Below are 22,788 nucleotides of genomic sequence, written 5' to 3'. Positions count from 1 at the left end.
CGATCGCTTGATGACGCCTGCCCGCATCATGGCTTTTACCGGCCTGCTGGCCTGCCTCTGCCTGCCCGCCATCGCCGCCGATCCGAAGCCCGACGCGTCGATCAAGAATGCGAGCATCGAGGCGAGCGTCTATCTCGACGACAGGATCAAGGCAGATAGCGCGCTGGCGGCCGATTGCCTCGCCGAAGGCAAGACGTGGATCGACAAGAATGCCGCCGAGGCTGCGGCCGACCGCAAGCAAGAGCCTGACCTCTTCAAGGATCGTGGTGGCTACTCGTTCGAACGCAAATACTCGGAGCGCTCCGTCGTCGACGGCCGCTATGTGAGCGTGCTGCGCGATGACTACATGGACACCCACGGCGCGCATCCGAACTCCGACGTCAACACCATCCTGTGGGACACCACCGCGAAGAAGCGCATCAGCATCCGCCCGTTCTTCACCGAGACCGCAGACAACGGCCCAACCCTGACGGCGATGCGCAAGGCGGTCATCGCCGCGCTCAACGCCGAGAAGAAGCGGCGCGATGCCGGCGAGACCGCAACCGCCGAGTGGTACAAGGAGATGAAGCCGACCCTGCTCAAGATCGGCGCCGTGACGCTGGCGCCGTCGACCGAAGCGGGCAAGAGCTCCGGCCTCACCTTCCACTACCCGCCCTATGCCGTCGGCCCCTACGCCGAGGGCCAATACGTGATCTTCGTGCCGTGGGAGACGCTGAAACCCTATCTGACACCGGAAGGCGCAAAGATCTTCGCCGGCGCACGGCCGAAGGGCGATGCGGACGAGCAGCAATAGTTCGTAGCCCGCATGAGCTGAAGCGATATGCGGGGCCGGTTTCCCCTGACATCGCGGAGCCTGTCATCGGGCGCGCGTTCGCGCGACCCGTTGGCTCACCCGGGCTACGGGTGTCTGCACGATTTCTGGATAATGGAAGAATGCCGCTGAGTTGCCCGACGTGTCAAGTAGCCTTGTCGCACGTGCCTTGTCGCACGCCGGCTGCCAGCCGCCGGCTCCTTTGCATGGGGTTGTTTTCGACATTTTGGCAGTGCGCCCCTGCGACGTGCCGATCCGCGTTCCCCTCGCCTGCCATGGCCAGCCGTTGTAAACCAACACCATGACCTCACCGAAGCCTGCCGCTCCCGACATCCGCGCCCTCGCCAAGGACCTCCGTGCCGGCCACCGTGCCGCGCTGGCGCGGGCGATCACGCTGGTCGAGAGCCGGCGCAGCGACCACCAGGCGGCGGCGCGCGAGCTGGTGCAGGCGCTATTGCCCGACACCGGCAAGGCGGTGCGGGTCGGCATCACCGGCTCGCCCGGCGTCGGCAAATCGACCACCATCGATGCGCTCGGCATGTTCCTGATCGAGCGCGGCCACAAGGTCGCGGTGCTGGCGGTCGATCCCTCCTCGGCGCGCACCGGCGGCTCGATCCTCGGCGATAAGACCCGGATGGCGCGGCTCGCCGTCTCCGACCAGGCCTTTATCCGTCCCTCGCCCTCCTCGGGTACGCTCGGCGGTGTCGCGGCGAAGACCCGCGAGGCGATGCTGCTGTGCGAGGCGGCCGGCTTCGACGTCGTGCTGGTCGAGACCGTCGGCATCGGCCAGTCCGAGACCGCGGTCTGCGATATGACCGATTTCTTCTTGGCCTTGATGCTGCCCGGTGCCGGCGACGAGCTGCAGGGCATAAAAAAGGGCCTTGTCGAGCTCGCCGACATGATCGCGATCAACAAGGCCGACGGCGACAACCTCAAGCGCGCCAACCTCGCCGCCGCCGACTATCGCAGCGCGCTGCACATCCTGGCGCCGCGCTCCGAGCACTGGCATCCGCCGGTGGAGACCTATTCCGCGCTGACCGGCGCCGGGCTCGACCGGCTCTGGCAGAAGATCCTCGACCACCGTACCGCGATGAACGCCTCGGGCGAGTTCGCCGGCCGCCGCCGGGAACAGCAGGTGAAGTGGATGTGGTCGATGCTGGAGAGCCGGATGATGGCGCGGCTGCGCTCGGATGCCGCGATCCGCGCCAAAGTGAAGAAGATGGAGGCCGAGGTCGCCGGCGGCCGCATCTCGCCCGCGGTCGCCGCCGAACAGATCGCGGAGATGCTGCATTGAGCGGCAGGCTGCGCATCCTCGTCACCGGCTTCGGGCCGTTTCCGGGTGCGCCGTTCAACCCGACCATGCCGTTGGTGAAGCGGCTGACCGCCCTGCGCCGCCCGGCCTTCGACGACGTCGCGCTGTCGAGCCACATCTTCGACGTCACCTACGCGGCCGTCGATCGCGAATTGCCGGAGCTGATCGCAGAACACCGCCCGCAGGCGCTCTTGATGTTCGGCCTCGCCGGCCGCACCGACTATCTGCGGATCGAAAGCCGTGCCCGCAACGCGGTGACCACGCGCTTCCCCGACGCCGGCCGCCAGCAAACACGCAAGGGATCGATTGAGGGCGGCGCCGATGCGCGCATGTTCGGGCCTCATACTGAAAAATTACTGCGCGCCGCGCTGGCGACCGGGATCGACGCGCGAGCCTCGCGCGACGCCGGCAGCTATCTCTGCAACTATCTGAGCTGGCGCGCGATCGAGGCCGTCAACGGCGACAATGACTTGCGCCTCGCGCAATTCGTCCACGTCCCGCCGCTCGCCCATGACGGCACGGCTGCACCCGGCAAATCATCGATCACGCTGGAAGCGCTCGTCGATGCCGGCGAGGCCATGCTGATGGAGCTGGTGAAACTGACCCGGCAGGCCTCGCGCGCGTGAGCGCGCGGATCGGGCGGTGTAAGTACACGTCCCTAGTTGGCATCCTCCAACTCACGCGTACGCAAGCTGCGCATCATTTCAATGAACTCAGGCTCCGCAGGATCGATCTTGCGGAATCTGTAAGGCTCGAACCCAATCATCGGAGGAGGTAGCGCGACGCCCGCTAGCCCGACGGTCAGACTCCCCGTCCAGGTCGTCCCGATGAAATTGACACGGTAGATGCGCCCCTTGTGCAGCAGATGATGGATGGGCACTACCGGCCCAATGGCTCCTTTCTTCGGGCCATTGTCGATGCAGACAACCAGGTCTCCTACGTCAAACACCGGTCTCTCCTCTCAAGCCAGCGGGCGAGCAATACTCCAGACGCGTCAACCGTAGACCCCGGCAAATACTAAAATTGGATCGAATGACGAGGTCAGCAACGGGTTGAATTCAGTGTCGTCCCGGCGAACGCCGGGACCCATAACCACGAAAGATCATCGTCGCTGCGATGATGAGTCGCGTTCACAACACAAGCCGCGGCGTATGGGTCCCGGTCTTCGCCGGGGCGGCCTGGGAAGGAGTCGTGGGCCCGCATTCTCCCCGGTGTCAGGCCCGCGAAGGCGGGGCATCCAGTACGCCGCGGCCTCTCGATTCAAGCACCGGCGGCTCTGGAATTCTGGATTACCCGCATGCGCGGGTGACGACACCGAGGAACGACTGTTTGACAACGTGAATCGGTTGCACCCGCGATTAACCCTACCGCCAACAATCGCCGCGCTGCCTCGGCGTGTTCACCATGCCGCGCCGCCTTTCGCGCTACCACTCGACCCGCGAACGTCACCGCTCGCGAATGTTGCGAGGGCCTTGCCCATGGACGTCAACCGCCGCCATCTGATCGGAGTAACCGCCGCCGGCGCAGCCGGCGCGCTTGCGATGTCGCCGGACGCCGCGCGTGCCGCCGCGCCATCGACCGGCTCGCTCGGCCGCGACGTCACGCAATATGGCGTGCACCCCGGCAGCCCGGACGACCAGACCCGCAATCTGCAGCGCGCGATCGACGACGCCGCGCGGGCGCAGGTGCCGCTGGCGTTCCCGCCCGGCGTCTACCGCACCGGCCTGTTGCGGCTTGCGCCCGGCAGCCAGCTAATCGGCGTGCGCGGCGCCAGCCGGCTGGTGTTCAACGGCGGCGCCTCGCTGCTGGAGGGCGAAGGCGCCGGCGGCGTCGTCCTGATGGGCCTCACCTTCGACGGCGGCAACGTCCCGCTGCCGAACCGGCGCGGCCTCGTGCACTGCCTATCGGGCCGCGACATCCGCATCACCGATTGCCGGTTCACCGGCAGCGGCGGCAACGGCATCTGGTTCGAGCAGATGTCGGGCGACGTCAGCAACAACGTCTTCACCGAGATCGCGACCACGGCGCTGGTGTCGTTCGACGCGCTGGGCCTGATGGTGTCGCGCAACACCATTAAGGGCACCAACGACAACGGCATCGAGATCCTGCGCACCGCGATCGGCGACGACGGCTCGATCGTCGCCGACAACCGCATCGAGGACATCAAGGCCGGCCCCGGCGGCTCCGGGCAGTACGGCAACGCCATCAACGCCTTCCGCGCCGGCAACGTGATCGTGCGCGGCAACCGCATCAAGAACTGCGACTTCTCGGCGGTGCGCGGCAATTCGGCCTCCAACATCCACATCACCGACAACAGCGTCAGCAATGTCCGCGAGGTCGCGCTCTATTCGGAGTTCTCGTTCGAGGCCGCGGTGATCGCCAACAACACCGTCGACGGCGCGGCGATCGGCGTCTCCGTGTGCAATTTCAACGAGGGCGGCCGCATTGCGGTGGTCCAGGGCAACATCATCCGCAACCTGCTGCCGAAGCGCCCTGCAGGCACCGACCCGAACGACGGCGCCGGCATCGGCATCTATGTCGAGGCCGACAGCACCGTGACCGGCAATGTGATCGAGAACGCGCCGACCTTCGGCATCGCCGCCGGCTGGGGCAAGTACCTGCGCGATGTCGCAATATCAGGCAACGTGGTCCGCAACGCCTTCGTCGGCATCGGCGTCTCGGTAGTGCCGGGCGCCGGCACCGCGCTGATCAACAACAACATGATCTCGGAAACCCCGCGCGGCGCGGTGGTCGGGCTCGACCATGCCCGCCCAATCACGCCGGATCTGTCGGCAGGCGGCGCCCAGCAATATGCGCAGCTCGTGGTCGGCGCGAACGCGGTGCGGCGCTAGATCCGGGAAAGGGCGAAGCGGTTTTTCCTCGCGACAAGCACGGAGATCACGCTCAAAAAATAAGCGAGAGCGGTCGCCTACAGCGCGTTGCGCAGCAGCGGATAGCGCCGCTGGATGGTGTCGAGATCGAGCACCGGCGGCGGCGCAGCCGGAGCGGGCATTTCCAGCGGCGGCGCGTCGGCGACCGTGGGCGGCTGCTCCAGCACCTCGGCCGCCGTTTCCAGCGCGGCCGCGACCGCTTTCATCGCCGCCTCGGCCAAGACCGAGGCCTCCGGCCGGCGCTCGAGCGGCGGCGAGATGTGGGGCGGCGGCAGTTTCGACCTGCCGCGGCCGAGCCAGGACAGATCGATCGGCGAATTGTCGAGCGAGGCTTCGCGGGTCAGCAATTCGCGCCAGATGTCGACCGCGGCGCGGGCTTCCCTGATGTTCTCGAGAAAGGCCTGCTCGCTGTGATAGCGCCGCCAGCGCCCGGTATCGAACAGTTCGGTAAGGTGCTCCAGCCTTTGCTCGGCGAGGTTGCACCAGCGTGCAACGATCTCCTGGCCTCTGGCCACGTCGGTCCGATGTGTCATTCAAATTGCCCGCAGGAAAAGAAACGGACGCAGACGCAACCGAACGAACCGAACCGAATCAACTGGACGCGACGCCGATATTCTGTGGAAAAGGTAAATAAAGTCTAACTAAATTCTTAGTCGCGAACGGGCGATCGAAGAAGTCCGCTCTACTACGGAGTTTCTCGCTCGAACTGCCTCAAGTCATCGACTTGCCGTGGTGGCGATGCGCACCGCTCCTGGGGCGGAATGATCCACAGCAAACCGTCGCAGCCGTCGCGCGTTTGCCCATCCCGTTGCGATCGGTCGGCGCCATCGCGCCGCGCACCGTCGAGTCCGTCACACAAGGGACCCCCAAAATGAAAGACCCGTCCGGGGGGACAACCGGACGGGTCAAAGCCATATGGGCGCTTGGGGTGGATGGGCGCTCGCGCCTGATATAGCCGGGGAGGGATAAACCGCTCCCACACACATAAGTCGTGAGAGGAAGGCGGACGTTCAAATCGCCGGCGATTTTTTTAACCTTCTCGCGCCGCGGTTCCATCGCACCGTTGCCGGCGTTCGGGGTCGAAAATCACTGCGCAGCACGGCGATTTGCAGCGGAATCCTCCGATGCGAACGACGGGGCGGGTTCATTCGACGTGCGGCTCACGGAAGTGTTATTGCTGTCGGCCTGCGGTGCAGGCTGCGACGGTTTGTCCGCGGCAGAGGCACCGGGCGCACTGGTCGCCGCCATCACCGCGGCAAGCGCGTCCGCCTCCCCCGCACCGAACAGATCGTCACGTCCAGGTGTCCCGAGATCGCGCGCCGTGCTGGTCAGGACCCGTCGCACCTCGGCGGGCTTCAATGCCGGATTGCGTTCCAGCACCAAGGCCGCGATGCCGCTGACGAACGCGGCCGAAAACGATGTGCCCGACATCAGCTGGTACTTGCCGTCGGGCACCGGCACGAGGAGATCGGCGCCCGGGGCCGCCAGCGCGATATGGCTGCCGCGGTTCGAGGCCGCCATCAGCCGGTCGCCGGCATCGGTGCCACTCACCGCGATCACATCGGGATGGGCGGCCGGATACAGCGGCGGCGATGTCGCGCCGGCATTGCCGGCCGCGGCGACCAGCACGACGTCCCGCATCACGGCAGCGGCCACCGCGCGCTCGACCAGGGCGTCCTTCGGTCCGGCGAAGCTCATGTTCACGATCTGCGCGCCATGCGCCACCGCGTAGTCGAGGCTCCTGAGGATCACATAGGAGGTGCTCCCGGCGCCGCCCGCGACCGCACCGAAGGCGCAGATCGCCAGGATCCGCACTTCCGGCGCGCTCCCCGTGAGCCTGACACGCGCCGCAATCGCGCCGGCAATGGCGGTGCCGTGGGCGTTTGGAGCATCCTTGCTGCCGAGCGCATCGAACGTATCGGCGACCGTGTTCGCCAATTCCGGATGGGCGGCGTCGACGCCGGAATCGATCACGGCAATGGTGACATTCATGCCGCGCGCCAGCTTGTGGGCCGCGGGCAGATGCAGCTGTGTCTGGGCATATTGCGCCGGATCGCTGCCGCCCAACGCCTTCTGGTCCTGCAGCGCGTAACGGTAGTTGGGCTGTACGGAGCGGATCCCGGCATCGCTTGCGAGCTCGCGGCTCGCCATTTCTGCGGAACGATTGCCCAGGATGCGGAACAGGCCGATCGTCGCACCCAGCAGCGCGACATTCTGCGAGGCGATCCGCCTCAACCCATGGCGGCGCGCGAGTGCATCGGCCTCTACCTCCGTCAAGGCACCGTCGATTTCGGCCACGAGCTCATTCGGCACGGTTCGCACGCTCGACGCATCCTGTGCACGCAAACTGCCGCCACCGCCGGCCCTGCCCTTCCGCGTTGCGCCCTTGCCGCCGCCGTTGCCGGCAACCGGCCGGTCGGAACATTGGCCGCGATCGCCGTCATCGCATCTGGCAGAGAGACGGGGCGCGGGGCGCACGGGGGACGGCACGCGCAATCGCGGCCCATCGTCGGTCCACGACGTGGCCGGGCCGCGGTCCACCGTCGGCGGCATGCGGCCAACCGGGCCGCCGAACCCGCCGACGGGATTGCCACCAACACGGCCCATACCGGGATTGGCCCGCATCCCGGGCGAGACCTGTGGCGCGCCACCGGTCGGCGATCGCATGAAATTCTGGGCGGAGGCGGAGCCGGCAACACAAACCAGCAACAATGCTGCGGCTGCGGCGATCGCGTGGTTCGTCGATCTGGTCCGGCCGTTGGCGGCCATGGTGACCTCAACTCGGCGCAGAACCGTCAGCCGCCGATTACGGCGTTTCGACCGCGAGGCTGACGATCTTCTCCTTCTGCAAACGCGCAATCAGCGCAGCGACGCTGCTCTTGTCCATTGCGCGGAACTGCAGCCGGAACATCCCGCCCTTCCCGTCGAGGATCGAGGCCTGGTAATTGTCGAGCAGCGACGTGATGTCGGCGACCCTGGCATCGGGTGTGAAGCGCACCAGCAGCCGGGTCGGCGTCGCCGCCACGCTGGCGCCGAGGTCGCGCGTGATCGGCGCACTGGGCGCGACCGGCGCACTGCGCTCGGCGACATCGAGCGACGCCGTCTGGAACAAGGCCGGCTGGCTGCGCATCAGCACCGCGCCGATCACACCCGCCTGCAACAACACCACGACCGCACCGAGGCCGGACGACCACGCCAGCGTCCGCGGCGACAATTTCGAAAAGAACTCCGAGACAGAGGCCGACATGCGCGCGCCCATCGACGGCTTGTGCTCCGGCTCGGCATCGATCGCGGCGAACAGCTTCTGCATCGCGCGCGCCGAGGGCGCACCGAGGCTCTCGTTGAGGCCGATGGTCTCGGCATATTCCTCGCGAATGACGGCATATTGCCGAGCGAGCTCCGGATCGCTCGCAAGCGCGTCCTCGACGCGGCGCGTGTCACGCGCGTTCAGCGTGCCGGCCGCGTGCCAGGGCAGCAGCATCTCGATATCGTCAGGCTCTTGCACCTTTGTTCTCGCAGCCATCATGGCCAACCTCGCTCGACACCGGCTGCCTTCAGCAACTCGGCAAGTTTCTTGCGCGCATAGAACAGGCGCGTCTTCACGGTATTCTCCGGAATCCCCACGATCTCAGCGACGTCTTCCACGGATTTCTCGTGATAGTAGACAAGATCGACAATTTCCCGATGTTCCGCCGATAGTCCCGTCAGGCACCTACGCAGCGTGTCACCGGTGTCCTTCTTCTGCACCACCGTTTCCGGATCGTCGGACGTGTCCTCGATCGCGTTCGCGGCCTCATCGTCCAGCTCGGCGTCCTTCCTTCGCCGCAGCGAAGACAACGCCTTGAACCGGGTAATCGCCAGAAGCCAGGTCGAAACGGCGGATCGTCCCTCAAACTTGCCCGCCTGACGCCACACGTCCAGGAAGACCTCGCTGATGAGATCTTCCGCCACCTGTTCGTCCCGCACGAGCCGAAGCCCGAAGCGGTACACCCTGACATGGTGCCGCCCGTACAGCACCTGCATGGCAAGCCGGTCGCCTTGAGCGATCCGAGCGATCAGAACGTCGTCTGAAGCCGCCTGTGTCGCGCTCAATGCCCGTCTCGCAAAGTTGGTCTGAAGGGGGCGGTGCGTGGTTCGACGCGAGAGCCAAGATTCTTCACATTACGGCAATGTCCGCACTGCATGTGTGATCTATGCCACAGTCGGCGCTTCCAATGAGAAAAAATCAGCCGAGACTCGATAAACGGTATCATAATAGTGGAAACTCTCGCGGGCAGGCACCATCCGGCGCGACCATACCAAGGCTTTATCGGCAAGCCAGCACCGTCACGAAGTCCGCCACGGCGCAGGCTTGCCGCACATCGCTCCCGTCTCGCCTCTGCGAACGGATTCCCCTTACGAAACAAGGGCGATGACCGGGCTACACCGGGGTAGATTCGGTTCCAAAAGATACCAAACCTAAAGGCTTTCCCACGTAGATTTTCGCCGGACTTCACCAATGGCGAGACCATGGGCAGCGCTGCGTCGTCACTTCCCAGTCCGATCGCGGGCGCATCGGAAAGCGGCCGTCCCAGGCTGACGGCCGAGCGCCTGGCGCGCCGGGCCAAGCAGCGCCGCCAAATCCAGTCGGTGATCGCGGCCTGCTTCGTGCTCGACGCCGTCGTGCTGCTGATCTACGCGCATGGCGGCACCACGTCGGCTTGGGTGGCGGCCGCCTACGCGCTGACCGGTCTGTCTTTGGTCGCCGTCTATGTGGTGCTCTCCGAGCGCGGCTTTCACGAGCGCTTCCGCGACCACTATCTGGTCGCGCCGCAATCGGCGATCAACATGGTGAACCTGCTGGTGTTCACCTACATCGCGCCGGAAGTCGGCGTGCTGTTTCTCTGCAACCTGTTCGTGGTGTTCGGCTTCGGCGCGCTGCGCACCTCGGCGCGGCAGACCGCGATCGTCTGGACCGTCATGGTGCTGGGCCTCGCCGCGCTGTTCCTCGGCACCGACAAGGCGATCGGGATGCCGACCGCGACCCGGATCGATCGCCTCGCCACCATGCTCGTGTTCGCGCTGACGATCGGGCGCTGCATGTGCCTCGGCATCTTCTCCAGTTCGATGCAGCAATCGCTGTACCAGAGCGGACTGAAGCTGAAGGAGGCCTATCGGCGCATCGAGGAGCTCGCGGAGCTCGATGAACTGACCGGCGCCTCCAATCGCCGCAGCATCATGCGCACGCTCGAGGAGGAGATCGCGCGCTGCGCGCGCAACGGCAGCTCCTGCGCGGTCGCGCTGATCGACCTCGACCATTTCAAGCGCATCAACGACGTCTACGGCCATCCGATCGGCGACGAGGCGCTGCGCACCTTCGCCATCGGCATGTTCGCCAACCTCCGCAGCGTCGATCGCTTCGGCCGTTACGGCGGCGAGGAATTCTTGCTGGTGCTGCCCGACCTGTCGCAGGATCAGGCGATGCGCGCGCTCGAACGGCTGCGCGCGATCATCGCCGATCTCGACTGGAGCGCATTCTCGCCCGGCATGCGGGTGACGATCTCCGCAGGCGTCACGACGCTCAAGCCGCGCGAAAACTCTGACACATTGCTCGCCCGCGCCGATGGCGCGCTTTACGCAGCCAAGGCCAGGGGACGCAACCGCATCGCCAGCGCCTGAAATCCATTTCCCTCTTCGGCGCCGGAGAAGCCGTCGCCACCGCTCCAGGATAGAGTCATGAGTTTGAAGCCCGAGACCGCCCCCGAAAGTCTGCTCGACGAGCTGCAGACGACGCTCGCGCACGGCACCGTCGCACGCCGCGTCGAGACGCTGCGCCGCGTGACCGACCTCTTCATCAACGGCTCGGTGAACTATTCCAACGAGCAGATCGTGCTGTTCGACGATGTTTTCCAATGCCTGCTCGAGCACATCGAAAACTCGGCCAAGGCGTTACTCGCCGACCGCCTCGCCCCGATCGACACCGCACCGCCGCAGACCATCCGCACCCTTGCCTTCGACGACCTGATCGAGGTCGCGGGCCCCGTGCTGACGCTGTCGCCGCGGCTCGACGACGACACCCTGATCGAAACGGCGCGCAGCAAGAGCCAGGCGCATCTGCTCGCGATCTCGAACCGCAAGACGCTGAGCGGCGCCGTCACCGACGTGCTGGTGCTGCGCGGCAATGACGAGGTGATCCAGAGCGCGGTCAACAATCCCGGCGCGGAATTCACCGAGCGCGGCTTCACCCGCCTGGTCAGCCGCGCCGAGGGCGACGACAACCTGTCGACCTGCGTCGGCCTGCGCCCGAACATCCCGCGGCATCTCTATCTCAAGCTGGTCGCCAAGGCCTCGGACGCGGTCAGGCAGCGGCTTGAGGCTGCCAATCCGCTGCAGGCCAAGGAGATTCCGATCGCGGTGAAGGAAGCGACGCGGCGCGCGCGCTCGGCGCCGGCCGCCGTGACGCCGAACACCACGATCGCGCATGCCTTGGTCAAGTCGCTCTACCAGGATGGCCGGCTCGACGAATTCCAGCTCGCAGCCTTCGCCGAGGCCGGCAAGTTCGACGAGACCAACGCCTCGCTCGCCGCACTCGCCAACGTCTCGGTCAGCGTCGCCGAGAACATGATGATCGAAACCCGCGCCGAGGGCGTCATGATCCTGGCCAAGGTCTCGGGCCTGTCATGGTCGACGGTGCGGGCGATCATCAACCTGCGCGACGACATCTCGGGCGGCGAGCCGACCGATCTGCAGGCCTGCAAGGACACCTATGAGCGGCTGCGGCCGTCGACCGCGCAGCAGGTGCTGCGCTTCCATCGCATGCAGCAGTCCGCGCCAGCGGCCTAGTAGCGTAGCGCCCGGTTTCCCATCAGTGCGCCGACGCTCGCGACGATCGCGGTCGCCAGCGTGTACCAGGTGGCGACGAACAGCGGCGAGTCATCCGTGCAGTGCGACGCGTAGACGGTTGCCGCGAGCCCCGCCGAGAGCAGGCCGGCTATCGCACCCGCGACCGCCGGCCGCGCCGGCGCGCCCTGCCGCAGCCCGTACAGCGCGCCGACCAGCAGCGGCAGCGACATCGCGGGGATCGCGGTCATGCAGGCCATCGAATTCTTGCCGATCAGCCGCGTCATCATCGGCGTCCGCTGCGGCATCATCATCTCGCCGCTGATGGCGGCGACGAGGATGCCGGCGGGAATCAGCAGCCACCAGCCGAAGCCGCGCAGCGAAGCCTCCGGGCGCGACAGATGCAGGCTGACCGCGATCGCCGAGGCGGCGAGCGCCAGCGTCACGGCGAATTTCAGGTCGAAGAACGGATTGTGCATCGCGATCATCACGTCGGGCCGCACGCCGAGTTCGGCGAAGAAGATCAGAAGCGAGACCGGCGCCGCCGCTAGTAGTGCCAGCATCAGCGCAAGACCGATCGGACGCGAGCGATAGGCATTGTCGGCGGCCAGGGTTCGAATGAGTTGATCGGTGTCCATGCTCATCGATCCCGTAATTTCGCGGTGAGGCTCGCAAGCCCGCGATGCAGCGCGACTCGCACCGCGCCCTCGGTCATCGAGAATTTCGCCGCGGTGTCCTTGATCGAGGCGCTGTCGACCGCAATCGAATGCAGCACCTCGCGCTGCCGCGCGGGCAAAGCCTGCAACTGGGCGCTCACCTCGCCCGGTGAGGCCGTCGGTTCCGGTGTTTCCCCGGGCAGCGTCTCGGCGAAATCATCGATGTTGACGAAGATCCGCTTGCCGCGGCGGCGCAGCGCGTCGATCAGCTTGTTGCGCGCGATCGCGAACAGCCACGGCGCGAACGCCGCGCTGGTGTCCCAGGTCTGTCGCTTCAAATGTACCGCCAACAAGATGTCCTGCACGATGTCCTCGGACTGATCGACCGGTTGTCCCGCGCGCGCCAGGCCGCGGCGCGCCGCAGCACGGAGCACCGGCGTGATGGCCTTGAGCAGGCGATGGTACGCCGCATCATCGCCTGAAATGGCCGACCGCATCAGGCCGGTCCATTCATCCTCACGTTCGCGCACGCAGGCTCCTGAATTGCAATTCGGCCGATCTTTCAGTTCGTTACGCGGCATGCCAGACGATCACGAATTCGTGATCTCTATCCTCCAGCAAGACCGCGCCGAGGATCGGCCTCAAAGAATCGCTCCGGCGGGTTTCCAGACGTCACGGCTCATAACACCGATCGGTCCGACAAGCATCGGTGCTGCTGCCGTCGATGGGCCACTGGGAAGAAATTGCCCAGCTTTTGCCCCCGGATGCCCGAAGATTCCCTTTTTCTGCCCCGGTGTGGACACGCAGCGGGGTCTCTTTTCGCCCTTGGGCGGGCGACATGGGGAGATCATCAAAATGAAGATCAAAGCCAGCGGGCGCTTGGCATTGATGGTTGCGACAGGACTGACAGGGCTTCTTGTGTGTCTCGCGGCTCCGTTGCCGGCGCATGCGGCCGGATCGGACGCATCGGCATCGAAATCCGACAGCGCAACGACCGAAAAGTCTGCCGAGCAGAGTTCGCGGCATGGCCGGCGCTCGGCACGCCACCGGTCCTCCAGGACCGCTGACAAGACCGCCGACAAATCCGACAGCAAGAAGGCCACCAATAACGACGCCGGCAGGGTCACCTCGGCAGGCATTCCCGCCACCGTCGCCAACGCCAATGCGGAGCTGACCTCCGGCGACGACAATGCAGCGGCGACGCCGGTGAAAGCCAATGTGTTGATTGCCGCGGCCGACAAGCCCGCAGACCAGTCCGACGGTAATGTGGTCGCATCCGACCAGCTCAACGAGGTCGACCGAGCCCTGCAGCAGGAGCAGCCGGCGGAACAGCCGCAGCCGGCCCAGCCGCAGACCGCTCAACAGGAGGCATCGCCGGCGCCGCCGCCGACGGTTGCCGTGGCTGCACCCAAGCCGGCCCCGGTTCTGGCGAGCAGCGACAGCGCGAGCTGGGACCAGACCTCGCTGATCGGGAAGATCTTCATCGGGTTCGGCGCTTTGCTCACGGTGGCCTCCGCCGCGCGCATGTTCATGGCCTAGCGGAGGCACCTGCGGTGCGGCGCGGGGGGCGCCGCACCGCAGCCCAAAGCCTCGTTTCAGCCACTTGAAGCGCATCCCGTCAGCGGGCACATTGCCCGGCAAATCAGGCACGGGGTTTGCGTCCATGGCTACGTTCGAATTCATCATTGTCGAAAGCAAGGGACCGGTCGGCGTCATCACGCTGAACCGGCCGAAAATGCTGAATGCACTCTCGTTCGGCGTGTTCCGCGAGATCGCCGCGGCGGTCGATGATCTCGAGGCCGACGACAAGATCGGCTGTATCCTGATCACCGGCAGCGAGAAGGCCTTCGCGGCCGGCGCCGACATCAAGGAGATGCAGCCGAAAGGCTTCATCGACATGTTCAACAGCGATTTCACCGCCATCGGCGGCGACCGCGTCGCCCGTTGCCGCAAGCCGACCATTGCCGCGGTCGCGGGCTATGCGCTCGGCGGCGGCTGCGAGCTCGCGATGATGTGCGACATCATCATCGCCGCCGACACCGCCAAGTTCGGCCAGCCGGAAATCACCCTCGGCACCATTCCCGGCATCGGCGGCACGCAGCGCCTGACCCGTGCGATCGGCAAGTCGAAGGCGATGGACCTCTGCCTGACCGGGCGGATGATGGATGCGGCGGAAGCCGAACGCTCGGGCCTCGTGTCGCGGATCGTGTCGGCCGACAAGCTGCTCGAGGAGGCGCTCGCGGCAGCCGAGAAGATCGCCTCGATGTCGCGTCCGGCCGCCGCGATGGCCAAGGAAGCCATCAACCGCGCGTTCGAGACGCCGCTCGCGGAGGGCATGAATGTCGAGCGCAACCTGTTCCACTCGACCTTCGCGCTCGAGGATCGCTCCGAGGGCATGGCGGCGTTCATCGAGAAGCGCAAGCCGGTCAACAAGAACCGCTAAAGCATGATCCGGAAAAGTGCGAAGCGGTTTTCCGGACAAGATCATGCTCAGACAACAGGCTAAGGCGCGATGATCTCATCGCGCTTTAGCCATTCGGCTCCGTTGCAATGCCGCGGTGACGAGCGCGCGATAGGCGCGCTCGTCGAAATGCGTCGGCTTGTCGAGACCGAGCCGCGCCAGGCATTCGCGGTCGGCGGCATCGGGCGGATGTCGCATGCCCTGCCACAGCAGGCCGGCGAGTTGCAGCGGCGTGTGCTGCGCCTGCTGCAAGATCTGCAAGGCCGGAATCAACCGCTGCTCGACATCGGTGAAGTCGCTGCCGAACGGGAATGACGGCAGCAGCCCGGCATCGCGCGCGGGCCTCAGCGCATCGCCGATGCGCTCGGGATAATTTTCGCGATGCGCCGCAGGAATCTCGTAGCTGCGTTGCAGCTTGCCGGCATCCTTTGCCCGCCGCATCAATTCGCCCTGGAAGCGGGAGTCCGAGACCTGCAGCATCGCGGCGATCACGTCGGCATCGGATTTCCCCCTGACGTCGGCAACGCCATATTCCGTGACAAAGACATCGCGCAGATGCCGCGGGATGGTCTCATGTCCATAGGACCAGCGGATGTTCGACTGCGCTTGCTTGCCGGACTGACGGGTCGCCTCCAGCGCCAGCACAGAACGTGCGCCCTCGAGCGCGAATGCTTGCGCCACAAAATTGTACTGGCCGCCGACCCCGCTCACGACTTGGCCGTTCTCGAGACCGTCCGAGATCGCAGCGCCGAGCAGCGTCGCCATCATCGCATTGTTGACGAAGCGCGCATCGACCCGGGCGCGACGCTTGCCGTCCTCGTCGCCGAAGATCTCGTTGGTGAAGGAAACCGGCATCATCTGGATTCGCGCCAGCTGCTCCGGTGCCATCTCGCGCAGCGCCCGGTAGAATGATGGCGGGCCCAGGAAGAATGCGCCGTGCAGGATCACGCCGCCGACCTCGCGCTTGAGGATGCCGGCGTCGATCAACCCGAGGAACGCCTCGAACAGCATCTCGCTGACGCCGTAGAGACCCTCTTCGAACGACCCGGTCTCGGCCGCGGCGAGTTGCCTGGTACCGGGCGCAAGGCGCTGCATGATGCCGTGGAATTGGGCGTTGTCGCGATGGCGGACCACGAGCCCCTGCGCCAGCGCGTCGCCGACCTGCCCGATGCCGATCTGCAACGTGCCGCCGTCGCGGACCAGACCGGCGGCGTGCAAGCCGATCGCATATTTGGTGTCGCTGATCGGCTCGGACGGCGGCGCGAACAGCGGGAAATCGGTCTCGGGACTGTCGAGCACCGCGGCGAATTCATCCGCCGGCAGGTCGCCGGCGCCGGGCATGAAGGGCAGCTCGGAATTGACCTGGCCGATCAGCTTGAACGACGCCCGCCCCTGCGCACGGGCGCGCAGCACGTCGAGCGTGGTGTCGGTGTTGCAGCTCAGGCTGTAGCGCGGCACGCCGTCGACCATGCGCTTGGCAACGAGCTGAGGCACGACATTCAGTCCGCGCGACAACAAATATGACGCCGCATGGGTGTAGTTGGCGGAAATGTAGTGCTGTTGCGCGAATGGCTGGTGCAGCCACTGCCCCGCGAGGAAGAAGAACTCGATCACCTTGATGTTGGGCGGAAGTGCGCCGTGATGCAGCGCATCCGCGTAGGCGAGATCTGGATAGCCGCCGAACAGGCGATCGGTCACCGGTCCGATGAAGCGCCGTTCGAGCAGGCTCTTCGGCTTCGGCTTTTCCAGCGTCAGCGCGGAGAACAGCGTCAGGTTGATGGAGCGGTCGGCCACTGCTCGCGCATACAGCGCGTTGACGATGTGGTTGGCCTTGCCGAGGCCGAGCGGCAGCCCGACCACCAGTTCGGTTCCGACGTCACGAATGATGTGCTCCGCGATCGCCTCGGGGTCGGAGAAGAATATCGGCATTAGCAATGGACCCGGAAGAGACGGTGGATAACCGGCATCGTTGAATCGACGGCCGGCGGTTCAAACTTATACTTCATATGACCGATACGTGCGCCTGTGACGAACCGGCAACAGACAAGAACTGAAATGATGTGCAGATGTCGCGCGGCGGTTTGTCTGTGGCGGCACCGCCCCGTAAACAGGTAGATGTGTCGGCGGCATCGGCGGGGGCGCACTGCCGGAGTTTTGGTTTGCGGGATCACATGGTTGAGCGTGCCGCGAGGGTCGGCGACGTAGCGAGGCGCGTGCTTTTGTCGGGCATCGGCCTTGGCGCGCTGGCATGTGCGCTGCTGACGGAGACCGCGGCACGCGCCGAGAGCCTGCCGGACGCCCTGGTCAAGGCGTATCAGACCAATCCGCAACTCAACGCCGAGCGGGCGCGCCAGCGTGCGACCGACGAGAACGTGCCGCAGGCGCTGGCCGGCTACCGTCCCCAGATCATCGCCGGCCTGTCGGTTGGTCTGCAAGCGGTGCGCGACCAGCTGCCCGGCAATGTGATCCAGACCGCAACGCTGAAGCCGTGGCAGATCGGCGTCACGGTGACGCAGACCCTGTTCAACGGCTTCAAGACCGCCAACAGCGTCCGCGTCGCCGAGTTGCAGGTGCAGTCCGGCCGCGAGGCGTTGCGCAATGTCGGCCAGGGTGTGCTGCTCGACGCCGTCACCGCCTACACCAACGTCCTGGCCAACCAGACCCTGGTCGAGGCGCAGCGCGCCAACGTCGCCTTCCTGAAGGAGACCCGGGCAATCACCGAACGACGCCTCAATGCCGGCGACGTGACGCCGACCGATACCGCCCAGGCCGAGGCGCGGCTCAACCGCGGCCTCGCCGACCTCAACGCCGCCGAGGTCAATTACGCGATCAGCCAGGCCACCTATGCGCAGGTGGTCGGCAGTGCGCCATCCCAGTTGCGTCCGGCCGAGACCATCGACCGGCTGCTGCCACGCAGCCGCGAGGATGCGATCGCGCTCTCGCTCCGCGAGCATCCCGCCGTCACCGCGGCAGGCTTCGACGTCGACGTCGCCTCGACCTCGATTCGCGTCGCCGAGAGCAGTCTGATGCCGAATGTCTCCGTGCAGGGCAGCGTCAGCCGCAGCCGCGACACCGACACCACGCTCGGCAGCTTCGGCACCGATCAAGCCTCGGTGATCGGTCAGGTGACGCAGCCGATCTATGACGGCGGCACCGCCGCGTCGCAGACCCGGCAGACCAAGGAGGTCGCGGCGCAGAGCCGGCTGGTGCTGGATCAGGTCCGCAATCAGGCCAAGACCGCCGTCGTCAGCGCGTGGGTCGCCAATGAGGGCGCCAAGATCGCGGTATCGGCCTCCGAATCCGAGATGAAGGCCGCGGAGGTTGCGCTGGCCGGCGTGCAGAAGGAAGCCGCGGGCGGCCAGCGCACCACGGTGGACGTGCTCAACGCGCAGCAGGATCTGATCACCGCGCGGGCACGGCTGATCGGTGCGCAGCGCGACCGCGTGATCGCCTCCTACACGCTGCTCAGCGCGACCGGGCGCCTCGACGTCAAGACGCTGAACCTGAAGACGCCGGATTATCTGCCCGAGGTGCACTACCATCAGGTGCGCGACGCCTGGCACGGCCTGCGCACGCCGTCGGGACAATAGGCATCGTGGAACCGTTCGCACCGCGAACGGGCCCTTCCCGCCCGCTCTCTCCGCCGATAACCTCCGCCCCCGCCGGCAACCCATAATGCCGGCGCGCGTATGACGCGCATAACAGCCGAGCACGCAGGGAGACGTCCAATGCTGACGCGACGCGATATGATGCTGGCTTCCATCGCAGCCGGAGTGACCATGACCAGCAGCAACGCATTTTCCAAGGCAGCGCAGCCATCGACCGCGGTGAACTTCGACGTGCCTGCCGGGGCATGCGACTGCCACACCCACATCCATGGCGACCCCGAGAAATTCCCGTTCTTCGCCGGCCGCGTCTACACGCCGGAACCGGCCTCGCCGGAGGAGATGAGCGCGCTGCACAAGGCGCTCCATGTCGAGCGCGTGGTGATCGTGACGCCGAGCGTCTATGGCCCCGACAATTCGTCGACCCTGTTCGGCATCACGGCCCGCGGGCCGACCGCGCGCGGCGTCGCCGTGATCGACGACAAGACCAGCGAGAGCGATCTCGATGCCATGAACAAGGCCGGCTTCCGCGGCATCCGCCTCAACCTCGCGACCGGCGGCGTCAACGATCCCAATGTCGGCCGGCAGCGCTTCTCGGCCGCGATCGAGCGGATGAAGGCGCGCGGCTGGCATGTGCAGCTGTTCACCAGCCTCGCCATGATCTCCGCGATCAAGGACCTTGTCGCTACAGCGCCGGTGCCGGTCGTGTTCGACCATTTCGGCGGCGCCGAGGCCGCGCTCGGCACGGACCAGCCGGGATTTGCCGACCTGCTCGCGCTGGTCAAGTCCGGCAAGGCCTATGTCAAGATTTCCGGCGCCTACCGCGCCTCCAAGCTTGCGCCCGATTATGCCGACGCCACGCCGCTGGCACAGGCACTGATCGCGGCCAATGCCGAGCGTATCGTCTGGGGCACCGACTGGCCGCACCCGGATTCGGTGACGCCGCAAGGCAAGAAGGTCACCGACGTGACGCCGCTGTTTCAGATCGACGACGGCCGCCTCCTCAACCAGCTTCCGGTCTGGGCGCCGGACGCCGCGGTCCGCAAGGCGATCCTGGTCGACAATCCGGCGCGGCTCTACGGCTTCACCTGAGGCCGTCCTTCGGCCGGCGCGAGAAGTAGGAGATCAAGACCGGCAGCGTGATCAGGATCACCAGCGGCGCCAGCATCATGCCGGTGACGACGACGATGGCGAGCGGCTTCTGCACCTGCGAGCCGATGCCTTCCGAAATCGCCGCCGGCAACAGGCCGACGCCCGCCACCACGCAGGTCATCAGCACCGGACGCAACTGCAGCTCGCCGGTGCGGATCACCGCGCGCATCCGGTCGTAGCCTTCGTCGATCAGCTGGTTGAACTGCGACAGGATGATGATGCCGTCCATCACCGCGATGCCGAACAGCGCGATGAAGCCGATCGCCGCCGACACGCTGAACGGAATCCCCGAGATCAGCAGCCCGAGCACGCCGCCAAAGATCGCCATCGGGATCACGCTCATCGCGAGCATGGTGTCGACCATCGAGCCGAAATTGAAGAACAACAGCACCGCGATCAGCGCGAGGCTGATCGGCACCACGATCGACAGCCGCCTGATCGCGTCCTGCAGATTGCCGAACTCGCCGACCCACTCGACACGCGATCCCGGCGGCAGCTGCACCTGCTCGTCGATCTTCTGCTGCGCCTCCCGGATCGCGCTGCCGAGGTCACGCTCGCGGACCGAGAACTTGATCGGCAAATAGCGCTCCTGCTGCTCGCGGTAGATATAGGCCGCGCCGGAGATCAGGTTGATCGAGGCCACTTCGGAGAGCGGTATCTGCGTGATGCCGCCGTTGGCGTTGGCCACCCCGATCCGCAAGTTCTGGATCGCCTCCGCGCTCTTGCGATATTCCGGCGCAAGGCGGACGATAATCGGAAAGTGCCGGTCGCTGCCGGGCTCATAGAGGTCGCCGGCGCTGTCGCCGCCGACCGCAACCCGGATCGTGGCGTTGATGTCGCCCGGCGACAGGCCATAGCGCGCGGCGCGCGCGCGATCGACGTCGATCTGGATGGTCGGCTGGCCGAGCGAGGTGAACACCGCAAGATCGGTGACGCCCTGCACCGTCGACAGCACCGACTTGATCTTGTTGGCGGTGTCGGTCAGCGCCTGCAGATCATTGCCGTAGAGCTTGATCGAGTTCTCGCCCTTCACGCCGGACACCGCTTCCGACACGTTGTCCTGCAGATACTGCGAGAAATTGAATTCGACGCCCGGGAATTTCTCCTGCAACTGCGCCAGCAATTGCGCGGTCAGCACGTCCTTGTCGTGAGTATTTGGCCATTCGCTGGCCGGCTTCAGCGGCGCGAAGAATTCGGCGTTGAACAGGCCGGCCGCATCGGTGCCGTCGTCGGGACGGCCGTGCTGCGACACCACCGATACCACCTCGGGACGGCTGCGGATCAGCTTCCGCATCTCGTTGACATAGGCATTGCCCTCCTGCAGCGAGATCGTCGGCGGCAGCGTGGCGCGGATCCACAGATTGCCCTCTTCCAGCTTGGGCAGGAATTCGAGGCCGAGGAAGCGCGCGAAGATGATGGTCATGACCACGAGGCCGGCCGCGCCGGCCATCACCAGCTTGCGGTTGGCGATCGCCCAGTTCAGCACCGGCAGGTAGATCGCGTCGAGCTTCTTGACGATCCAGGTCTCGGTCTCGTGGATATGCGCCGGCAGGATGATCGCGCTGAACGCCGGAGTGACCGTGAACGTCGCCAGCAGCCCGCCGGCCAGCGCGTAAGCATAGGTGCGCGCCATCGGGCCGAAGATGTTGCCCTCGACGCCGGACAGCGTGAACAGCGGCAGGAACGCCGCGATGATGATCGCCGCGGCAAAGAAGATCGAGCGCGACACGTCGGCGGCCGCCGACAGGATCGCGTGGCTCTTCATCCCCATCACCGTGTCCTCGGAGATGTGGCTTCGCTCGTGTTCCGACAGCGCGGTGGTCTGCGACAGCCGGCGGAAGATCGCCTCCACCATGATCACGGTGGCATCGACGATCAGGCCGAAATCGATCGCGCCGACCGACAGCAGATTGGCGGATTCGCCGCGCAGCACCAGGATGATCACGGCGAAGAACAGCGCGAACGGGATCGTCGCACCGACGATCAGCGCGCTGCGGAGGTCGCCGAGGAATATCCACTGCAACAGCACGATCAGGAGGATGCCGACCACCATGTTGTGCAGCACGGTGTGGGTGGTGAGCTCGATCAGGTCCTTGCGGTCGTAGATCCGCTCGATTTTCACGCCGGGCGGCAGGATCGAGGAATGGTTGATGTCGTGGACCAGCTGCTCGACGCGGGTAATCGTCGGCGAGCTCTGCTCGCCGCGGCGCATCAGGACGATGCCCTGCACGATGTCGTCGTCATTGTCGAGGCCGGCGATGCCGAGCCGCGGCTTCTCGCCGATCGTGACATGGGCGATGTCGCGCACCAGCACCGGATTGCCGCCGGACTGCGAGACCATGGTGTTGGCGAGGTCGTCGATCGAGCGGATCAGGCCGACGCCGCGCACCACGGCCGATTGCGAACCGATGTTCACGGTGTTGCCACCGACATTGATGTTTGCGTTGGACACCGCCTGCAGCACCTGCGGCAGCGTCAGTCCGTTGGCGACCAGCTTGTTGAAGTCGACCTGGATCTCGTAGGTCTTGGTCTTGCCGCCCCAGCCGGTGACGTCGATCACGCCGGGCACCGCGCGGAAGCGGCGCTGCAGCACCCAGTCCTGCAGCGTCTTGAGGTCGAGCACGCTGTAGTTAGGCGGTCCCTTCAGGCGGTAGCGGAAGATTTCGCCGATCGGGCTGAGCGGCGAGATGCCGGGCAGCACGTTGCCCGGCAGCGGCGCGAGCTGCGACAGGCGGTTGAGCACCTGTTGCAGCGCCTCGTCATAGGTGTAGTCGAAGGAGAACTGCAGCTTGACGTCGGAAAGGCCGTACAGCGAGATGGTACGGATGGTCTTGAGGTTCTTGATGCCGGCGACCTGGGTCTCGATCGGGATCGTGATGTAGCGTTCGATCTCCTCGGCCGAGAGGCCCGGGCTCTGCGTCACGATATCGACCATCGGCGGGGTCGGATCGGGATAGGCCTCGATGTTGAGCTGCTTGAACGCGAGCAGGCCGCCGATCAAGACGGCCACAAACATGGCCACCATCAAGTAGCGGCGATTGACGGCAAGGGCGACGAGGCGATCCATTCAGATCGGCGCTT

General features: G+C 65.8%; 19 protein-coding genes. 10 read left to right on the top strand and 9 right to left on the bottom strand.

Annotated elements, in window-relative coordinates; translation table 11 throughout:
* The first annotated feature begins 28 nt into the window (after window positions 1-28).
* From ACVMB1_RS05995 to ACVMB1_RS05985, 3 genes are all read left to right on the top strand, one after another.
* Entirely contained in the window at window positions 29-793 is a 765-nt protein-coding gene (locus ACVMB1_RS05995; RefSeq protein WP_141339584.1) for an RsiV family protein, read from the top strand.
* A gap of 319 nt (window positions 794-1,112) precedes the next feature.
* Window positions 1,113-2,105, top strand: a complete 993-nt coding sequence (gene meaB / locus ACVMB1_RS05990; RefSeq protein ID WP_076833131.1) for a methylmalonyl Co-A mutase-associated GTPase MeaB — start codon at window positions 1,113-1,115, stop codon at window positions 2,103-2,105.
* Window positions 2,102-2,749 (top strand): pyroglutamyl-peptidase I, encoded by a 648-nt coding sequence (locus ACVMB1_RS05985; RefSeq protein ID WP_141339553.1) that lies wholly within the window; start codon window positions 2,102-2,104, stop codon window positions 2,747-2,749. The genes meaB and ACVMB1_RS05985 overlap by 4 nt, the downstream gene beginning before the upstream one ends.
* Window positions 2,750-2,781: 32 nt before the next feature.
* Here ACVMB1_RS05985 and ACVMB1_RS05980 read toward each other — a convergent pair whose 3' ends face one another.
* Window positions 2,782-3,072 carry a hypothetical protein gene (locus ACVMB1_RS05980; RefSeq protein ID WP_057015652.1) on the bottom strand — a complete coding sequence of 97 codons (291 nt, stop codon included), beginning with the start codon at window positions 3,070-3,072 and terminating at the stop codon, window positions 2,782-2,784.
* Window positions 3,073-3,601: 529 nt separating this feature from the next.
* Between ACVMB1_RS05980 and ACVMB1_RS05975 the strand changes: the two genes are divergently transcribed.
* Window positions 3,602-4,975 carry a TIGR03808 family TAT-translocated repetitive protein gene (locus ACVMB1_RS05975; protein WP_141339551.1) on the top strand — a complete coding sequence of 458 codons (1,374 nt, stop codon included), beginning with the start codon at window positions 3,602-3,604 and terminating at the stop codon, window positions 4,973-4,975.
* A 77-nt stretch (window positions 4,976-5,052) separates the two neighbouring features.
* Here ACVMB1_RS05975 and ACVMB1_RS05970 read toward each other — a convergent pair whose 3' ends face one another.
* The 4 genes from ACVMB1_RS05970 to ACVMB1_RS05955 all read right to left on the bottom strand — a co-directional run bounded on the left by ACVMB1_RS05970 (window position 5,053) and on the right by ACVMB1_RS05955 (window position 9,106).
* Entirely contained in the window at window positions 5,053-5,547 is a 495-nt protein-coding gene (locus tag ACVMB1_RS05970; RefSeq protein WP_141339549.1) for a TIGR03809 family protein, read from the bottom strand.
* Between the two features lie 553 nt (window positions 5,548-6,100).
* On the bottom strand, window positions 6,101-7,783 hold the full coding sequence (locus ACVMB1_RS05965) for a S8 family serine peptidase (RefSeq protein ID WP_141339547.1): 1,683 nt from the start codon (window positions 7,781-7,783) through the stop codon (window positions 6,101-6,103).
* Window positions 7,784-7,820: 37 nt separating this feature from the next.
* A complete protein-coding gene (locus ACVMB1_RS05960; protein ID WP_050387103.1) occupies window positions 7,821-8,540 on the bottom strand; it encodes a hypothetical protein in 720 nt (239 codons plus the stop codon).
* Entirely contained in the window at window positions 8,537-9,106 is a 570-nt protein-coding gene (locus ACVMB1_RS05955) for a sigma-70 family RNA polymerase sigma factor (protein WP_016843228.1), read from the bottom strand. The genes ACVMB1_RS05960 and ACVMB1_RS05955 overlap by 4 nt, the downstream gene beginning before the upstream one ends.
* A gap of 417 nt (window positions 9,107-9,523) precedes the next feature.
* Between ACVMB1_RS05955 and ACVMB1_RS05950 the strand changes: the two genes are divergently transcribed.
* Window positions 9,524-10,672, top strand: coding sequence for a GGDEF domain-containing protein (locus tag ACVMB1_RS05950; protein ID WP_141339545.1), 1,149 nt, complete (start codon window positions 9,524-9,526; stop codon window positions 10,670-10,672).
* A gap of 57 nt (window positions 10,673-10,729) precedes the next feature.
* Entirely contained in the window at window positions 10,730-11,836 is a 1,107-nt protein-coding gene (locus ACVMB1_RS05945) for a DUF2336 domain-containing protein (protein WP_141339543.1), read from the top strand.
* Here ACVMB1_RS05945 and ACVMB1_RS05940 read toward each other — a convergent pair.
* Together ACVMB1_RS05940 and ACVMB1_RS05935 are read right to left on the bottom strand one after the other, a co-directional pair.
* Entirely contained in the window at window positions 11,833-12,471 is a 639-nt protein-coding gene (locus tag ACVMB1_RS05940) for an NrsF family protein (RefSeq protein WP_141339541.1), read from the bottom strand. The genes ACVMB1_RS05945 and ACVMB1_RS05940 overlap by 4 nt on opposite strands.
* Before the next feature lie 2 nt (window positions 12,472-12,473).
* The gene (locus ACVMB1_RS05935) at window positions 12,474-13,019 is read right to left on the bottom strand and encodes a sigma-70 family RNA polymerase sigma factor (protein WP_200844632.1); all 546 of its coding nucleotides are present in this window, start codon (window positions 13,017-13,019) and stop codon (window positions 12,474-12,476) included.
* A 49-nt stretch (window positions 13,020-13,068) separates the two neighbouring features.
* Between ACVMB1_RS05935 and ACVMB1_RS05930 the strand changes: the two genes are divergently transcribed.
* Window positions 13,069-14,028, top strand: a complete 960-nt coding sequence (locus tag ACVMB1_RS05930; RefSeq protein ID WP_246786897.1) for a hypothetical protein — start codon at window positions 13,069-13,071, stop codon at window positions 14,026-14,028.
* Between the two features lie 124 nt (window positions 14,029-14,152).
* Window positions 14,153-14,932 carry an enoyl-CoA hydratase gene (locus tag ACVMB1_RS05925; RefSeq protein WP_141339537.1) on the top strand — a complete coding sequence of 260 codons (780 nt, stop codon included), beginning with the start codon at window positions 14,153-14,155 and terminating at the stop codon, window positions 14,930-14,932.
* 75 nt (window positions 14,933-15,007) lie between these two features.
* Here the strand turns inward: ACVMB1_RS05925 and ACVMB1_RS05920 are convergent, their stop codons facing one another.
* Complete coding sequence (locus ACVMB1_RS05920) at window positions 15,008-16,879, bottom strand: acetyl-CoA hydrolase/transferase C-terminal domain-containing protein (protein ID WP_141339535.1); 1,872 nt, start codon at window positions 16,877-16,879, stop codon at window positions 15,008-15,010.
* Between the two features lie 242 nt (window positions 16,880-17,121).
* On the opposite strand from ACVMB1_RS05920, the gene ACVMB1_RS05915 reads away from it, so the two are divergent.
* Together ACVMB1_RS05915 and ACVMB1_RS05910 are read left to right on the top strand one after the other, a co-directional pair.
* Window positions 17,122-18,540 (top strand): TolC family outer membrane protein, encoded by a 1,419-nt coding sequence (locus tag ACVMB1_RS05915; RefSeq protein WP_141339532.1) that lies wholly within the window; start codon window positions 17,122-17,124, stop codon window positions 18,538-18,540.
* Window positions 18,541-18,678: 138 nt separating this feature from the next.
* Entirely contained in the window at window positions 18,679-19,647 is a 969-nt protein-coding gene (locus tag ACVMB1_RS05910) for an amidohydrolase family protein (protein WP_141339530.1), read from the top strand.
* On the opposite strand, the gene ACVMB1_RS05905 is transcribed toward ACVMB1_RS05910, so the two are convergent.
* The gene (locus tag ACVMB1_RS05905; protein ID WP_076833100.1) at window positions 19,640-22,774 is read right to left on the bottom strand and encodes an efflux RND transporter permease subunit; all 3,135 of its coding nucleotides are present in this window, start codon (window positions 22,772-22,774) and stop codon (window positions 19,640-19,642) included. The two genes, ACVMB1_RS05910 and ACVMB1_RS05905, sit on opposite strands and share 8 nt — an antisense overlap.
* Window positions 22,775-22,788: the final 14 nt, after the last annotated feature.

It is taken from the genome of Bradyrhizobium sp. USDA 4504 (genome assembly GCF_054063995.1).
The sequence above is the reverse complement of the archived record's forward strand: the minus strand, read 5'-3'. Positions and strand labels throughout refer to the sequence as shown.

Excerpts from the sequence above, each read along its gene's own strand:
- ACVMB1_RS05995 (WP_141339584.1), top strand. The coding sequence starts at position 29 with ATGGCTTTTACCGGCCTGCTGGCCTGCCTCTGCCTGCCCGCCATCGCC.
- meaB (WP_076833131.1), top strand. The coding sequence starts at position 1,113 with ATGACCTCACCGAAGCCTGCCGCTCCCGACATCCGCGCCCTCGCCAAG.
- ACVMB1_RS05975 (WP_141339551.1), top strand. The coding sequence starts at position 3,602 with ATGGACGTCAACCGCCGCCATCTGATCGGAGTAACCGCCGCCGGCGCA.
- ACVMB1_RS05970 (WP_141339549.1), bottom strand. The coding sequence starts at position 5,547 with ATGACACATCGGACCGACGTGGCCAGAGGCCAGGAGATCGTTGCACGC.
- ACVMB1_RS05965 (WP_141339547.1), bottom strand. The coding sequence starts at position 7,783 with ATGGCCGCCAACGGCCGGACCAGATCGACGAACCACGCGATCGCCGCA.
- ACVMB1_RS05960 (WP_050387103.1), bottom strand. The coding sequence starts at position 8,540 with ATGATGGCTGCGAGAACAAAGGTGCAAGAGCCTGACGATATCGAGATG.
- ACVMB1_RS05950 (WP_141339545.1), top strand. The coding sequence starts at position 9,524 with ATGGGCAGCGCTGCGTCGTCACTTCCCAGTCCGATCGCGGGCGCATCG.
- ACVMB1_RS05945 (WP_141339543.1), top strand. The coding sequence starts at position 10,730 with ATGAGTTTGAAGCCCGAGACCGCCCCCGAAAGTCTGCTCGACGAGCTG.
- ACVMB1_RS05940 (WP_141339541.1), bottom strand. The coding sequence starts at position 12,471 with ATGGACACCGATCAACTCATTCGAACCCTGGCCGCCGACAATGCCTAT.
- ACVMB1_RS05930 (WP_246786897.1), top strand. The coding sequence starts at position 13,069 with ATGCCAGACGATCACGAATTCGTGATCTCTATCCTCCAGCAAGACCGC.
- ACVMB1_RS05925 (WP_141339537.1), top strand. The coding sequence starts at position 14,153 with ATGGCTACGTTCGAATTCATCATTGTCGAAAGCAAGGGACCGGTCGGC.
- ACVMB1_RS05920 (WP_141339535.1), bottom strand. The coding sequence starts at position 16,879 with ATGCCGATATTCTTCTCCGACCCCGAGGCGATCGCGGAGCACATCATT.
- ACVMB1_RS05915 (WP_141339532.1), top strand. The coding sequence starts at position 17,122 with ATGGTTGAGCGTGCCGCGAGGGTCGGCGACGTAGCGAGGCGCGTGCTT.
- ACVMB1_RS05910 (WP_141339530.1), top strand. The coding sequence starts at position 18,679 with ATGCTGACGCGACGCGATATGATGCTGGCTTCCATCGCAGCCGGAGTG.
- ACVMB1_RS05905 (WP_076833100.1), bottom strand. The coding sequence starts at position 22,774 with ATGGATCGCCTCGTCGCCCTTGCCGTCAATCGCCGCTACTTGATGGTG.